Consider the following 15598-nt stretch of genomic DNA (forward strand, 5'->3'; position numbering starts at 1 on the left):
GTAGCGCGTTATAAATTGTTTAAGCGGCACACGTGTGGGCCAAAGCAGCGGCACGAAGCTCAGCAATCCGCGCGCTTGGGTCGCCCTTATACACGGCGCTGCCCGCTACGAATGTGTCGGCGCCAGCTTCCGCAGCAATCCCAATGGTGTCAACGCTAATACCGCCATCAACCTGCAGCCACATGTCGATCCCGTGGCGTTTGCGCGCCTGAGCAACCTGCTTCACCTTCGGCATCATGTCAGCCATAAATTTCTGGCCGCCAAAACCCGGCTCAACAGTCATCACCAAAACCATGTCAAATTCTGGGAGCAGCTCAAGGTAGGGAGCAGCGTCAGTGCCCGGCTTTAACGCAATACCGGCGCGCGCTCCGATCTCACGAATGCGTCGTGCTAAGGCGACCGGATTGTCAGTAGCTTCGGCGTGAAAGGTGACAGAGGCAGCACCCATTTCGGCGTATCCTGGCGCCCATTTGTCAGCGTTGCTAATCATCAGGTGCATATCGAGCGGAACTGGGGAGACCGCTTGAATGCGTTCAACAACAGGCGGACCAAAGGTTAGATTTGGCACAAAGTGGTTATCCATCACGTCCACGTGCACAGAATCGGCATTTGCGATGCGCTCTAGCTCGCTCTGCAGATTCACAAAATCTGCAGAAAGAATGCTCGGGTGTATCCGCTGGTGTGTGGTATCACTATTCACTCTGCCCATTTTAGTTTAGTTTCCGAGCTCCTGTTCGGTTGTGCTCTGCCGCATAATTAACGCGATAAACATTGCGTCACTGCCGTGGGCGTGCGGCCAGAGTTGCAGGGCGCGCTGCGTTGGGTATTTTTCGGATCGCAGGGTCTGCAATTCTTGCAGCCCCAACTGTGCGGTCACATCAAGCGCTGCCGCTGCATCATGATTGCGTAAAAAGCGCTCAACAACTCCCTTAGTTTCTGCCAGATGCGGTGAACAGGTGACATACGCAATAACCCCGTTCGGCGCAAGGTGCGCATAAGCTTTCTCCAGCAGTTGCTCTTGCAGCTGCACAAGCTCTGGAATATCGCTCGGTTGTTTGCGCCAGCGTGCTTCGGGGCGGCGGCGCAAGGCGCCGAGACCGGAGCACGGAGCATCGAGCAGAATACGATCATATTTAGTGTCGGGCGACCCGTATGCAGTATCGCTACGACCGTCTGCGGTAACGAAGGAAACCGGCTCACTATTGTCTGCAACTGCTTCGCGAACGAGACGGCTGCGATGCTCTGAAACCTCGTTTGCACGCAAGGTAATTTCTTTGCCAGCTGCGCGCTCGGCGACAGCCGCATTAGCTAGCACTGCGGTTTTCCCTCCGGGACCTGCGCACAGGTCGAGCCATGCTTCTTTTTCTGCAACCGGTTTTGCGCGCAATAAAGCTAGCGCGGCAAGTTGTGATCCCTGATCTTGCACACGCGCTGTGACACCCGCCGCGGCCAGCTCGGTGAGCGCTTGAGCTGGGCTTAAACCCGCTATTTCTGCGCCAATTGGGCTGACACCCGTAAAGCTGATTTTGTCTCCCAAAACAGCCTGCGCCCGCTCTATAACAGCTGTCAGTGACTGTTCTGGGCCGGGCAGAAACACTATGTTCACCCTTGGGGAGGTGTTATCAGCTGCGAGCAAGTCTGCTAATTCTTCGGCACGACCGTCAGATTTGAGCGCATCCGCCAGGGCTCGCACAACCCACTGGGGGTGGGATTCTGCTACCGCCATTTTCACTGTTGCGGAGGCAAGCTCCTCTGTGACGACTGTGCGCCATTCAGCAATTGACTGCCGGCTGACTGTGCGCAACACACCGTTAACAAAACCAGTCGCTTTTTTGTTTGCGACAAGTCTTTGCACCTCAACTGTTTCATATATTGCAGCGTGAGTGGCAACACGCATTGAGAGCAACTGATGCACACCGAGTCTCAGCACTCTCAGCGTGCGCGCATCAATTTTCTCAGCCGGGCGCTTAGCAGCGTGCGCGATAATTGCGTCGTACAAGCCCTGCAGGCGCAGTGTGCCAGCAGTAAGTTCGGTAGCTAAACCAGCATCCTGCTGATTCAGCCGCGCCGCACGAATCTTGCTCGGCAGCATTAAATTCGCGTAGGCGTCACGATCCTCCACGTCCCGCAGCACATCGTAGGCGACCAGTCTCGCTGCTGAAACCCGCTTAGCCATCGGCTGTCAGCCTCCCGCCTTTGCCCCGCAGCCAGTCTGCCGCCAACATTTTTGTTTTACCCGCCGGTTGCACTTCAAGCACCTCTAAAACACCCGCGCTCACGCCAAGGAACACTTTCTTTCCAAGCAGCGCAAACTCCCCTACGGGGGGCTCGATATCAGAGTTTTCAACCGGGGCGATACGAATAATTTTTAACGGTTGTTCCGCTGTTTGCACAAAAGCACCCGGCTCCGGCGTCACCCCCGCCCACTGCGCTAACACTTGTGCAGCAGATTTTGTGAGGTCTAAGCGCCCGTCTTCTCGCGTTAGTTTGTGTGCATAACTCACTTCTCCGTCTTGCGGATCGCCCGCGTTGGGATTTTCTGCCAGCTGCTCCAGCGCGGCAAGCATCTCGGTCCCGCCACGCAGCGCCATCGCAGTCAGCACCTCACCAGCGCTCTCCCCTGGGGTGACGCTGTATGTGAAGCTGTGCACAACAGCACCGGCATCAAGCTCTTCAACGAGTCTGAAGATTGTTCCGCCAATCTCGGTTTCACCGGCCATCAAAGCGCGCTGCACGGGAGCTGCCCCGCGCCATTTCGGGAGGGCAGAAAAATGCAAGTTGATCCACCCCAATCGCGGGGCTGTCAGCAGATCTGTTTTTAAGAGACCACCGTAAGCGACAACAACTCCGATGTCTGCGCCAAGCTCTGCTATTTGTTCGGTAGTGTCTGCGTCTAATCGGTTCGCTTTTATGGTTTTTAATCCTGCTTCTTGCGCAAAAGAAGCAACAGGCGAAGCCGTCAACACACGTTTGCGCCCCAAGGGCGCATCTTCACGAGTAACCACCCCGACCACTTCGTGTGCGCTCTCGGTTAGGGTTTTCAGCACCGGCACCGCAACATCTGGAGTGCCTGCAAAAACTATTTTCAGCTTCGCCATACTTCTAGCCTAATTCTTCCGGTGCCTCTGTGACAGTGCGGGTGTATGCATCGAAAACTGTCTGATCGTCCATCCGCACTCTTAACAGTTCTGGGGCGCGGGTGCGCGGTCTGGCCCGGCTTCCCTGCCGGCCAGCGGCTGCTGCAACCACCGCAGCGCGCAGTGTTCTAGCGACTTCTGCGCCGATGGCATAGCTAAACCGAACGATTGCGCGCCATGCACCATTCGACATTTTTACCGGCGGCAGCACATCGTATGCAGTAAATTCGGTAAGTTTTGCGAGCGCAGTTTCAACCTCTGTGTGAGTCCCCTCAACTGAGGCAACACGCACCGCAGGAGGAAAGCGCAAAGAGTTGCGCAGCGCCAGCTCGGAGCGCAGCCAAGCAATCAGCGTGCCTCTAAGAAAAACCTCAGTCACTCCACCGAGTTCGCGGGAGATGTAGCATATCCCATCTTCACGAGCCTTTGCAGCAGCATTCTCCCACCAGCGTAAACAGTCTTCAGAGATGCTGAGCGTCGGTATCTGCAGCATGTTTTCTGCATCTAACAACACCACAGTCGCATATCCTGCTGCGGCAACCGGTTCAGCACCCGGTGTTGCAACAACAATGGCGGGATCACCGCTCACCAGTTGCACAGGGTGGGTGCCGTCAGACAGTACGAGCGGCACACCAGGGAAGGTAACGCTCAGCTGCTCAACAGTGCGTTCACTCCCCGCTCCTCGCAGCTGGAGCTGTGTGCCACGACACTCCGTGCAGCGCCAGTGTGTGAAAGTTTCCAGGCACCACAGGCAGCTGATCTCAGCGGTTAACGAAGTTTTGCTTAGGGGGCCGGTGCAGTTTGCACAGCGGGCAGGAGTTTTACAGCGCGCGCAGCTGCCGGCGAGTGCGTAACCTGGTTTAGAAACCTGTATCAGCACCGGGCCTGTTTCAAGACCCGCACGGATTGCGACCACAACCCCGCTCGAGATGCGCCCGCCTGTGCGCTCTGCCGGCAAAGATTCAAGCGCCCGCACAGTGGTGCGTTTCGGCGGATTAGCTGCCGTCTCAAAGATCCCGATCTCAACCAGCCTCTGTATCGCAACTGAACGACTGTAGCCGGCGCTCAGCACTGCGCAGCCTGTTTGGCTCTGCCGCACCAATGCGATATCTCTGCTGTGCATATAGGGCGCTTTGGGAAATTGCAGGAGCGGATCGGCTTCATCCCAAATCACAATAGTTCCAAGGTTGTGCGCGGGCGCAAGCACAGCTGCTCTGTTTCCAATAATTACACGCGGCACCTCTGTTAGGCATTCAAGGTGTGCGCGATATCTATCTTCCTTTGATTGTTTTGCATCTACGCGCGTCACCCGCGCTGCAACCAGCGCGCGTAAGGCCGCTGCGAGCTGATTCAGATCACGATAGTCGGGCACACAAATAATAATTGAGCGCCCCTCACGCATTTCTCTTTCTGCGAGCAAGGCTAGGGTTGCCGCCCATCCCTGCACCCACAGAGAGTTGGGCAGCTGATCCATACCGTGATTCACTTCGAAGCTCAAACAGCTGCCAGCTTGAAGCTTTGCTGTAATCTCATCTATTACCGAGGTTGGGGTTACAGCGCTCTCCCATACGTCTCTCAGCGCGGGCGGGCTGTCATCATCGCTTGGCGCGGCAGATACTTCTTTTAAAAACGCTTTTTCGGCTCGCACGTGGCGTGGCGGAATCGCAAAGCGCAATAGATCACTGGCGTTTCCCGCCGCCCGATCAGCGCAGTGGTTTACGAGATCCCACACCTCTGCGGTTAAAACCGCTGGTTCTCCTAGAATCTGCGTCACCGGCTGCAGAATGCCGTCATATGCAGTGTTCGTTGCCAGGCGAATAACCCAGCCAAAGCTGCTTCTGCTCTGCGATCTGAGCGGAACTTTCACGCGCTGCCCGACCTTTATCTGAGCCGCCATCTCAGGTGTCACGGCATAGTCAAAGAGCTGATCGAGCTGCGGCAGCCGTGAATCCAACAGCACCGCAGCAACTGTTGGCACTTGGCCAGCAGGAACAAGATTCGCCATCTCGCTGCGCAAGCTGCCACACCTCCTCTCTAAAACCAAAACGCCGGGTACAACCAAAGGTTACCCGGCGCCTCTATTACTTTTACGGTTTTAGTTTGCTTCGCGAGTGTTGAGTTCGAGCTTGCCCTCAGCAATCTCACGCAGTGCAATAGTTAAAGGCTTGTCGTCGATTCCATGATCAACGAGCGGGCCAATGTTATCGCCAAGCTGCCCCTCCTGCAGATCTGCGTAATAGTCGTTGATCTGACGCGCACGCTGTGCAGAGAAAGCGACAAGTGAATACTTTGACTCAACCTGTTTCAGCAACTCGTCAATCGGCGGCTCAATAATGCCTTTGTTGGCAGACATGCTAGCTCCTAAAAAGTTTTAATAACCCACTCATTCTAGTTTATTGCCGCGATTAACTCAAAGCCGCACTAGCACCGATCCGCCCTTTGCCTCCAAACGCAACCAGCCATTAGCGCTGAGCAGTTTGACGTCTGAGCTCCCGTGCAAAAACCCGAGTGTGTCTAGCGCGAATGCCGCTCCGGCCGGCACCTGCGGCAAAATTTCGCGGGCCCACACCTCTTCTCGCAGTTTCTGCACCAAAAGCTCTCCTGGATTTTCAGGGAGCGCGTTTGCAATCTGCTGCGCACCTGTTTTCGCCACCTCGCTGAGGGAAGCTGCTGAGACAACCCCCTGCGCACGCCAGCCCGTCTGCGGCGGAGCGATACCCGCCCACACGGACGTGGTTTCTGTTGGTGGCAGCGGCAGCTGCGGTTCTGCAAGACGCGGCAGTCGTTCGCTTAGCGCACGCAACTGATACACCGCGTCCAGACCTTCAACGCCAACAGCAAGCTTGAATCCGCGCACGCCGAGAATAACAGGTGTATCGTCGAGCAGCGAGTGCGGCGCCAGCACACAGCCGGTCACCCCCAAAACAAGCTGCTTATGCACACGCTTTGTGGTCAGTCGCAGCGCACCCGCCCCGTCTAACGCGACAAATCTGCGCAAGAATAACTCAAAATCTCGCACATATCGCATATCTGGAAAACGCAGAGACTCAGCCACCGCACCAGTTTAACCTGCCCGGATAGGATGTGAACATGGCAATTCACATGGAGTTCATTCCGGGCGGATCCGCGCTTACCGTATTCCTGCACGGGCTGATGGGGCGCGGAAAAAACCTCGCACAAACGGCTAAGTCGGTAAAAGATGTGACTTCATCGCTGCTGGTCGATCAACCAAATCATGGTGAGTCTGAGTGGACTAATAGTTTTAACTACGGCGAGATGGCGCAGGCGGTGGTTTCCGCTGTACGGCAGCATGAGGCCTTCGCCGCGCACGGGAAGTTTCATCTAGTTGGGCATTCGATGGGCGGCAAAGTGGCAATGCTTATTGCCCTCGAATATCCAGAAATTGTGCAGTCATTAACCGTTGTCGATATCTCCCCTGTTAGTCAGCCAGATATGTCAGAGTTTAAGCATCTTCTGGGTGCGCTGGCTGAGCTCGATTTACTGTCTATCAAGAGCCGCGCAGATGCCGACAGGGCTCTTACAGAAGCAATCCCAAACTACGGCACGCGCGCCTTTCTGCTCCAGAATTTGCAGCGCGAGGTGGACGGTTTCAAATGGCAGCCAAATCTTCAAATGCTGCTTCGCGAGCTTTCTGCGATTGGCGCTTTCGATGCTCCCGCCGGCAAACAGTATGAGGGGCCGGTGCTCTGGGTTGCTGGCGCAGACTCAAACTATATTCAGCCGCGGCATTTACCGCGGATGCAGGAACTGTTTCCAGATGTGGTGCCGGTTACTGTTGCAGATGCCGGGCACTGGGTGCACTCTGAGCAACCCGAAAAGTTCACAGCTCTGCTTCGTGAGTTCATAACCGCAGAGCACTAACTCTGTTAATTAACGCCCCAGTTTCAGGGGTTCGTCACGCCACCGTTCAGCCGCCGCGCGCCCTTCGCCGGTCAAACGCGTTGGGCGCATTGTCAGGCCGTCGACAATTACTACTGTGGTGATGGCACGCGCAACGATCTGCTGCTGCGATTCGGAGTTATCGATTATTTCGTAGTGCACTTCAAGGCTTGACCCGCCGAGTTTCCCGATCCACATCGCAACGGTAATCGGAGATGCTGAATACTCGAGCACACGCACGAACTCAATCTGCTGCGCAGCTACAAGCATTTTCGGATCTTCGGGCTTACTGCCGCGGAAATGACCGTCAAGACCGGTATCTTCACGTGCGGTGCCCATCCAGAAAAGACGCACGCGCGCTTCCTCTAAGTAGCGTGCAAAAGCGACATTGTTGATGTGACCGTAGGCGTCTTGGTCGCCCCAACGTAATTCTATGTCAACGTGTGCTTTGGGCATACGTCCTCCCTAATAGGGGTGGCCCCAACGAAAGACTCGACGGGGCCACACTGCTGCAATTTTGGCGGCTGTTAATCGCGTGACAGCTTGCGATAGGTCACACGGGATGGTTTTGCAGCTTCCGGGCCGAGACGATCAATCTTGTTCTTCTCGTAACCTTCGAAGTTGCCTTCATACCAATACCAGTTTGCCGGATCCTCTGCGGTGCCCTCATATGCCAGAATGTGCGTTGCAACACGGTCGAGGAACCAGCGATCGTGGGTAATCACTACTGCACAGCCGGGGAACTCTAGGAGTGCGTTTTCAAGACTCGCAAGAGTTTCCACATCAAGGTCGTTGGTCGGCTCGTCGAGCAGTAGAACGTTGCCTCCCTGCTTCAAGGTGAGCGCCAGATTCAAGCGGTTGCGCTCACCACCGGAAAGCACCCCTGCCTGCTTCTGTTGATCCGGGCCTTTAAAACCGAAACTTGAAACGTATGCGCGTGACGGGATCTCAACCTGACCCACTTGGATAAAGTCGCGGCCGTCTGACACAACCTCCCAAACAGATTTCTTTGCATCAATTCCGGCACGATTCTGATCAACGTAGCTCAGTTTCACAGTCTCGCCGATTTTCAGGTCGCCACCGTCAAGCTCTTCAAGGCCAACGATGGTCTTAAAGAGCGTCGACTTACCAACACCGTTCGGGCCGATAATGCCGACGATGCCGTTGCGCGGCAGTGAGAAGCTCAAATTTTCGATGAGCACACGCTCCCCGAAACCCTTTTTCAGGTCTTTTGCTTCAAGCACGAGGTTGCCCAGGCGCGGCCCTGGCGGAATTTGAATTTCTTCAAAGTCAAGCTTCCGTGTGCGCTCGGCTTCCGCAGCCATTTCTTCGTAGCGTGCCAAACGGGCTTTCGACTTTGCCTGACGCCCCTTGGTGTTCGAGCGCACCCACTCTAGTTCCTCTTTGAGGCGCTTCTGGAGTTTTGCGTCTTTCTTCCCCTGCACCTGCAGTCTTTCTGCCTTCTTTTCAAGATAGGTAGAGTAGTTACCCTCATAAGGGTGCAGGTGACCGCGGTCTACTTCTGCGATCCACTCTGCTACGTGGTCGAGGAAGTAGCGGTCGTGGGTAATCGCGATTACCGCGCCAGGGTACTTTTGCAGGTGCTGTTCCAGCCACAGCACGCTTTCAGCGTCGAGGTGGTTGGTTGGCTCATCAAGAAGCAGCAGATCAGGTTTTTCCAAGAGCAGCTTGCACAGCGCCACACGACGTTTCTCGCCACCAGAAAGATTTGCAACGATCGCGTCAGACGGCGGGCAGCGCAGCGCATCCATTGCCTGCTCGAGCTGGTTATCGAGATCCCACGCATCTAGTGCGTCGATTGCCTCCTGCAGCTCACCCATTTCTGGCAGTAGCGCATCATAGTCTGCGTCTGGATTAGCCATTTCGGCGCTGATCTCATTAAAGCGGTCGATCTTTGCCTTAATCTCTCCAACACCCTGCTGCACGTTTTCAAGCACGGTGAGCTCTTCATCAAGCTCTGGCTCCTGCATCAGAATACCGACGGTGTACCCCGGTGTCAGTTTGGCCTCTCCGTTAGACGGGGTGTCGCGTCCGGCCATAATTTTCAAAATCGTTGACTTACCCGCGCCGTTCGGGCCAACCATACCGATCTTTGCGCCGGGGAAAAACGACATCGAAACATCATCAAGAATTACCTTGTCACCGTGCGCCTTACGAGCTCGCACCATCTGGTAAATATATTCAGCCATATTCTTGGGCTCTACCTTTTATGTCTTGGAAAAATGGTCATTTACAAGTGTAGGGCACTTAATCTACCAGTCGATTGGACGGGTTTCACCAATCAGGCAGTAGCCGCTCTCCCCAGCTAACAGCACTGGCGCAATATCAACCTGATATGTCCGGTCACTAACCTCAAATTGCGCGATCAGGCACTGGGAGTTTATGCGCACAGAGGCAAATATTGAATCTGCATTATCAGAGAGGGCTGTTTTATCGAGACTTACCTGCATCGCAGTTTTGTCAAAACCCGCGGCAACAAAGTGGTCTACTATGCTTCGCCCCTCAATTGGTGAATTCGATTTAGAGTAGTCATCAGCCTGCTTCGTGAAGTAGGCGAGATTCTCTTCGGCGCTGCCTCCCGCAACAAATTCAGCGTTTGAGTCAACCTCGTGTTGCCTAGGCTCTGCCCCAGAACCGTAAAGTGTCTCAACGGCAGAGCATCCCGTCAGCCCGAAAGCTGTAAACGCTAAGACAGCACCACCGAGGATCCCGAGAGATGAACGATTTGAAGCTACATGCATACTCTTATTCTAAGTGGGCCCTCGGTGGCGCTACCCGGAGCTAGCTGAATCATTCAGGCTGCTATCGGCTCTGCCTGTTCCGTTACTGTTTCTTCGCTCTGCGCTTCTAGGGGGTGCGAAGCAAAATTTTCGCTGCTATCAGGTTGCTCCGCTGCCTGGTTGTCATGCGATTCACTGCCCGCATCTAAGTGTTCACTGCGCACAACTCTTGTAAATCTGCTTATCCCGAATCTTAAGTCGAGACCAAAACCGTCTGCATCTATTTCTACGCTGATCCCGCGCTGCCCCTGTTCGGTTTCCCACTGCCGTGTGCGCAGTTTGCCGGTGACAATAATGCGATTTCCTTTTGAGATTGACTCAGAGACATTTATTCCAAAATTTCCCGGCACATTTACCGTGTACCAGTTCGTCTCTGTTTCGACCCACTTCGCGGTTGCCCTATTCCAACGTCTCTCGCTTTCAGCGATGCGGAAACTTGTTTTAGAACTACCGTTTGCAAATTTAAACACCCGTGGAATGTTTGCAACCGTACCAACCACTGTCACGTGCGCGCTCATGATTTACCTTCACTTCTGGGCATCGAGAATCTGTTTAGGGCGCGGGAGGCGCCGTGCCCTTGTCTCCTCCCGCGTAAGCAGAAGTCTCGCAGCAGAAGTGAAAAAACTGCGGCCGCAGCCAAAATCTGTGGACAACAGTCTCAAACCGGATCGGTTACAAACAGAGTGACTAATCCATGTCGTGCCCACTGCAGCCCAGCACTAACAGCGCCTGTTTCGGGTGCTAACCTGTAAGAAAATTGCGGTGACTATTTTTGATACTCTGCGAACCGCGCCCGCACCTTGTTAACCTTTGGAACAGCAACTGCGAGGCAGTATCCCTGACCGGGGTTTTTAGCGAAGAAATCTTGATGATACTCTTCCGCTGCATAAAAATTCTCGGCCTTACTGATCACAGTAACGATCCCCCCACCCCAGAATTCGGCTGCGCGCTCTCTAGCTGCGGTAAACAGCTCACGCTGTTCATCATCAGCAAAGAACATTTCAGACCGATATTGGGTGCCGACATCATTACCCTGACGGTTCAACTGCCGCGGATCGTGCATTGTAAAGTACGCGTCCAAAATCACCTCAGCTGGAATTACCTCAGGGTCGAAGGTTACCGCAACAACTTCTGCGTGTCCCGTATTGCCCGTGCAAACCTCTTTATAGCTCGGGTTTTCGGTTACACCACCCGCATAGCCGGACACCACCTGCGTTACACCTTTAAGCGCACGATAGGCGGCGTCCAGACACCAGAAACAACCGCCGCCAAGAATGAAAGTTTGCTCTGCTTTAGCGCTTTCTACCGTCATTTTTCCTCCTAATTTTCACGCCACCAAGTGTCATTTGGCCCCGGCGGCAGCTGCCGCTTATGTTCGCTTATCGCATAGCGTCGCTCTAAATTCTCACGCACCCTATCAGCCACCTGCTCACCTGTGAGATAGCGGTCAATTTCGGTGTAGCTAACGCCTAGGGCGTCTTCGTCTGTCTGACCGGGATCGCTGTCTAACAGATCAGCGGTCGGCTTTTTCTGCCAGAAACGCGCATCTGCTCCAAGAGCTGCCAATAGTTCTGCACCCTGGGCCTTAGTCAGCCCCTGCAGAGGAACTAGATCCGCAGCACCGTCGCCGTGTTTCGTATAGAATCCTGTGATGGCTTCAGCCGCATGATCGGTGCCGATCACCAGCAAGCCCCGATCCCCCGCGATGGCATACTGCACCAGCATCCGCGCCCGTGCCTTCAGGTTACCTTTATTGAAATCTGTCATTCGTGCACCGTCACCAACAGCGGCGGCAGCAGTTTCAATCGCCTGCACCAGGGCATCCACGCTCGGTTTTATATCTACCGTAAGAACGGTATCCGGCTCAATAAAGCTGAGCGCTGCCTGTGCATCTTCCTCGTCACGCTGCACACCATAGGGTAGGCGGACAGCAACAAATGTTGCCTCCTCACCCGCTTCTCGCAGTTTATTGACAGCCAGTTGCGCAAGTCGCCCGGCAAGCGTTGAATCTTGGCCACCAGAAATGCCGAGCACAAAACCCTTTGCAGGCCCTGCCGCACGCAAATAGTCAACCATAAAGTCGATGCGACGCTGCACCTCAGCGGCCGGATCAATGCGGCTCGAAACATGCAAAGCGCGACCTATTTCTAACTGCTTTGTTTTGCTCATCTGTGCACCATCTTCGATCTAGCGGCCTGTGGGTCACCCATTACCAACACTAGCGCTCACAATACAAGATTTACCGAAAAGCGCTTTCAGCTCACCGAATAAATCTGTTGCTGCCCGCACCCGCTCACGCAGTTGGAAGCGCCGCAGTTGGCCGTCGGGTAATTCCAGTTCCAGAAAAACATCGCTAGATCCGCGATGCCGCTGCACAATGCGCTGCAGTTCCTGAATCGCGCGCTCTGTCGCTTTTGCATCAGGAATGCGCACTGTCACTGGTTGCACTGTGCCAGCATTTGCGACATTCACATTAGTGATGCTGTAAGCGTGCATACTGACTTTATCGTCTCGCTTATTAAGGCGCCCCCGGATCGATACGACTGAGTCTGCAATCAGCTTGGCTCGATACTCCTGAAATGTGTTCCCCATAAAGAGCACTTCAATTTCACCGGAGTAGTCTTCCAGCGCCGCCATACCGTACATTTTGCCGCTCTTCGCGGTGCGCAGCTCCACGCTTGTAAGCAGACCGGCAAGCGTTACGGTTTCACCGTCCATATCCGACTCTTCACCGATAACCTGCAAAACCTGGTGGGTGCACTCGCGCGTCAGCACATCGTCAAGACCGCTGAGCGGATGATCCGACACATAGAGGCCTATCATCTCACGCTCAAAAGCTAGTTTGTCGCGCTTTGAATATTCCGGCAGATCCACAATCTGATCGACGCTCGCAGGGCTGTCATCGTCGGTCGCATTCGCTTCTGCAAACAGTGAATCAAAATCGAAGCCGATGTTGCCACTTGCGGCATCCTTTTTATCGCGAATGCCCTGCTCAATCAGCCCCTCATGAGCTTCCACAAGAGAGCGACGTGTTTTGCCAAGGCTGTCAAACGCCCCCGCCTTAATCAGCGACTCTACTGTGCGCTTGTTCAAGACGTGTACGGGCACTGCTTTCACAAAGCCACTGAAGGTGTCGTATTTTGCCTGCTTGCGCCCCTCAATAATTCCCTGCACTACGTTGTGACCAACGTTTCTAACAGCACCCAGCCCGAACCGGATTTCCTCGCCGACCGCTGAAAAGTTCTGCACAGATTCATTCACGTCGGGGGCCAGCACTGAGATGCCCATCCGGCGGCACTCATTCAAATACAGGGCTAGCTTATCTTTATCTTTGTTGCCAACGCTCGTCAGCAGCGCAGCCATATACTCCGCCGGGTAGTGCGCTTTCAGGTACGCGGTCCAGTAGCTAATCACACCGTATGCAGCAGAGTGAGCTTTATTGAATGCGTAATCTGAAAACGGCAGCAAAATATCCCACAGTGTCTGCACCGCCTGCATTGAGTAGCCGCGCTCCTGCATACCAGATGCAAATCCTGTGAACTGTTTATCCAGCTCAGCTTTCTTTTTCTTACCCATCGCGCGGCGTAAAATATCAGCCTGACCGAGCGAGTATCCAGCAACTCTTTGCGCGATCGCCATAACCTGCTCTTGATAAATAATCAGACCGTAGGTTGTGTCGAGAATGTCAGCGAGCGGCTCAGCAAGCTCCGGATGGATCGGCACAATCTCCTGTTTGCCGTTTTTTCTTAGCGCGTAGTTGGTGTGTGAATCAGCGCCCATCGGGCCGGGTCGATAGAGCGCCAGCACAGCAGAAATATCTTCAAAGTTGTCAGGCTTCATAAGGCGCAAAAGGGATCGCATTGGCCCACCGTCCAATTGGAAAACCCCTAGTGTGTCACCACGCGCCAGCAGCTCGTAGGAGGCGCGATCGTCTAATTCGAGGGCTTCTAGATCGAGATCAAAACCTCGATTCAACTTAATATTCTCGATCGCATCCGAGATGATTGTGAGGTTTCTCAGCCCTAAGAAGTCCATCTTAATAAGCCCGAGACCCTCACACGTCGGGTAGTCAAACTGCGTAATAATTTGACCGTCAGCCTCGCGCTTCATGAGCGGAATAATGTCGACTAGCGGATCGCTCGACATAATCACGCCGGCCGCGTGCACGCCCCACTGCCGTTTCAGCCCTTCAAGCCCCGTGGCTGTCTCAAACACCCGTTGATAGTTCGGGTCGGTCTGAATCAAATCTCTGATCTCAGCGGCTTCTTTGTGTCGCGGATGCGAGCCATCAAAAATACCGGAGAGTGGAATATCTTTACCCATTACCGCCGGCGGCATCGCCTTCGTCAGTTTCTCACCAACGGAGAATGGGTATCCCAGCACACGACCGGCGTCTTTCAGCGCCTGTTTTGATTTAATCGTGCCGTATGTGACGATCTGCGCCACCCGCTCATCACCGTATTTTTCTGTGACGTATTGGATCACTTCCCCACGTCTACGATCGTCGAAATCAACGTCGAAGTCTGGCATGCTGACACGATCGGGGTTCAGGAATCGTTCAAATATCAACCCGTGTTCTAGCGGATCGAGGTCGGTGATGCGCATCGCATACGCCGCCATTGAGCCAGCCCCCGAACCACGGCCGGGGCCGACCCGGATACCGTTGTCCTTCGCCCAGTTGATAAAGTCGGCAACCACCAAGAAATAGCCGGGAAAACCCATTTGGGTGATAACTTCGGTCTCATACTCGGCCTGTTTGCGCACCTCGTCTGAGATCCCTTGCGGATACCGATACTTAAGGCCGCGTTCAACCTCTTTAATGAACCAGCTTTCTTCGCTCTCGCCATCCGGCACAGGAAAGTGCGGCATAAAGTTTGCGCTCTGATTAAATTCAGCGTTACACCGTTCAGCGATTAACAGAGTGTTGTCGCAGGCTGCAGGAAAATCGCGTAAGAGGTGTCGCATCTCGGCGGCAGACTTCAGGTAGTAGCCGTCACCGTCAAATTTAAATCGGTTTGGATCATCGATCGTGGATCCCGACTGCACGCACAATAGCGCCTCATGGCTGGTTGCATCGTGCTGATGCGTGTAGTGCAGGTCATTAGTGCCGACGAGCGGAATGTTTAATTCTTTCGCCAGTCTGAGCAGGTCTTTTGTGACCCGCCTTTCGATTTCGAGACCGTGATCCATAATTTCGGCAAAGAAATTATCCTTCCCGAAAATGTCTTGGAAACGCGCCGCTGCTGCACGGGCTTCTTCGTACTGCCCTAATCGCAGTCGGGTTTGAATCTCCCCCGATGGGCACCCTGTGGTGGCGATAATTCCTTTCGCATAACGCTCTAACAGCTCAACATCCATCCGCGGTTTGAAGTATTGACCCTCAAGCGATGAATAGGTTGAGAGGCGAAACAGGTTGTGCATTCCCTGAGTTGTCTCTGCCAGCATCGTCATGTGTGTGTAGGCACCCTTACCGGAGACATCGTCGGGGCCGCCATTACCGAAAAAGTTTGGCTCGCGAACACTGCGGTGTGTGCCCGGTGTCAGGTATGCTTCGATACCGATTATCGGCTTAATACCAGCGTCTTTTGCCTGCCGCCAAAAGTCAAACGCCCCGAACATATTGCCGTGGTCGGTGACGGCAATCGCAGGCATATTTTGTGCGGCCGCTGCTTGCACCAACTCACCAATCCGCGCCGCACCGTCAAGCATTGAATATTCGGTGTGCACGTGGAGGTGCGCAAAATTATCGCCGTTCATTTT

Annotated in this window: 14 protein-coding genes; 1 reads left to right on the forward strand and 13 read right to left on the reverse strand. The window is 54.3% G+C overall.

Features of this window, described 5'->3' with window-relative positions; translation table 11 throughout:
• Positions 1-19: 19 nt before the first annotated feature.
• The 6 genes from rpe to HCR00_RS02725 form a co-directional block, all read right to left on the reverse strand.
• Complete coding sequence (gene rpe, locus HCR00_RS02700) at positions 20-700, reverse strand: ribulose-phosphate 3-epimerase (RefSeq protein WP_424945189.1); 681 nt, start codon at positions 698-700, stop codon at positions 20-22.
• A gap of 15 nt (positions 701-715) precedes the next feature.
• Entirely contained in the window at positions 716-2176 is a 1461-nt protein-coding gene (locus HCR00_RS02705; protein ID WP_167142485.1) for an RsmB/NOP family class I SAM-dependent RNA methyltransferase, read from the reverse strand.
• Entirely contained in the window at positions 2169-3098 is a 930-nt protein-coding gene (fmt, locus tag HCR00_RS02710; RefSeq protein ID WP_341766005.1) for a methionyl-tRNA formyltransferase, read from the reverse strand. The genes HCR00_RS02705 and fmt overlap by 8 nt, the downstream gene beginning before the upstream one ends.
• A gap of 4 nt (positions 3099-3102) precedes the next feature.
• Positions 3103-5154: a primosomal protein N' family DNA-binding protein gene (locus HCR00_RS02715; protein WP_167142488.1), complete on the reverse strand. Its 2052-nt coding sequence runs from the start codon at positions 5152-5154 to the stop codon at positions 3103-3105.
• Positions 5155-5232: 78 nt separating this feature from the next.
• The gene (rpoZ, locus tag HCR00_RS02720) at positions 5233-5490 is read right to left on the reverse strand and encodes a DNA-directed RNA polymerase subunit omega (protein ID WP_166984578.1); all 258 of its coding nucleotides are present in this window, start codon (positions 5488-5490) and stop codon (positions 5233-5235) included.
• A gap of 57 nt (positions 5491-5547) precedes the next feature.
• Complete coding sequence (locus HCR00_RS02725) at positions 5548-6192, reverse strand: DUF8185 domain-containing protein (RefSeq protein ID WP_167142491.1); 645 nt, start codon at positions 6190-6192, stop codon at positions 5548-5550.
• A 35-nt stretch (positions 6193-6227) separates the two neighbouring features.
• Between HCR00_RS02725 and HCR00_RS02730 the strand changes: the two genes are divergently transcribed.
• Positions 6228-7019 carry an alpha/beta hydrolase gene (locus HCR00_RS02730; RefSeq protein ID WP_167142494.1) on the forward strand — a complete coding sequence of 264 codons (792 nt, stop codon included), beginning with the start codon at positions 6228-6230 and terminating at the stop codon, positions 7017-7019.
• Between the two features lie 9 nt (positions 7020-7028).
• Here the strand turns inward: HCR00_RS02730 and HCR00_RS02735 are convergent, their stop codons facing one another.
• The 7 genes from HCR00_RS02735 to dnaE form a co-directional block, all read right to left on the reverse strand.
• Positions 7029-7493 (reverse strand): acyl-CoA thioesterase, encoded by a 465-nt coding sequence (locus HCR00_RS02735; RefSeq protein ID WP_167142496.1) that lies wholly within the window; start codon positions 7491-7493, stop codon positions 7029-7031.
• 71 nt (positions 7494-7564) lie between these two features.
• The gene (gene ettA, locus HCR00_RS02740; RefSeq protein ID WP_166984574.1) at positions 7565-9247 is read right to left on the reverse strand and encodes an energy-dependent translational throttle protein EttA; all 1683 of its coding nucleotides are present in this window, start codon (positions 9245-9247) and stop codon (positions 7565-7567) included.
• A gap of 63 nt (positions 9248-9310) precedes the next feature.
• Entirely contained in the window at positions 9311-9799 is a 489-nt protein-coding gene (locus tag HCR00_RS02745; RefSeq protein WP_167142499.1) for a DUF6993 domain-containing protein, read from the reverse strand.
• Between the two features lie 53 nt (positions 9800-9852).
• Complete coding sequence (locus HCR00_RS02750) at positions 9853-10356, reverse strand: single-stranded DNA-binding protein (protein WP_167142502.1); 504 nt, start codon at positions 10354-10356, stop codon at positions 9853-9855.
• 248 nt (positions 10357-10604) lie between these two features.
• The gene (msrA, locus tag HCR00_RS02755; protein ID WP_166984571.1) at positions 10605-11150 is read right to left on the reverse strand and encodes a peptide-methionine (S)-S-oxide reductase MsrA; all 546 of its coding nucleotides are present in this window, start codon (positions 11148-11150) and stop codon (positions 10605-10607) included.
• Between the two features lie 8 nt (positions 11151-11158).
• On the reverse strand, positions 11159-12007 hold the full coding sequence (gene nadE, locus HCR00_RS02760) for an ammonia-dependent NAD(+) synthetase (RefSeq protein ID WP_166984570.1): 849 nt from the start codon (positions 12005-12007) through the stop codon (positions 11159-11161).
• 33 nt (positions 12008-12040) lie between these two features.
• A complete protein-coding gene (gene dnaE / locus HCR00_RS02765) occupies positions 12041-15595 on the reverse strand; it encodes a DNA polymerase III subunit alpha (protein ID WP_167142505.1) in 3555 nt (1184 codons plus the stop codon).
• Between the last annotated feature and the right edge of the window lie 3 nt (positions 15596-15598).

This window comes from Canibacter zhoujuaniae (assembly GCF_011752005.1).
Taxonomy (GTDB): Bacteria; Actinomycetota; Actinomycetes; order Actinomycetales; family Microbacteriaceae; genus Canibacter; species Canibacter zhoujuaniae.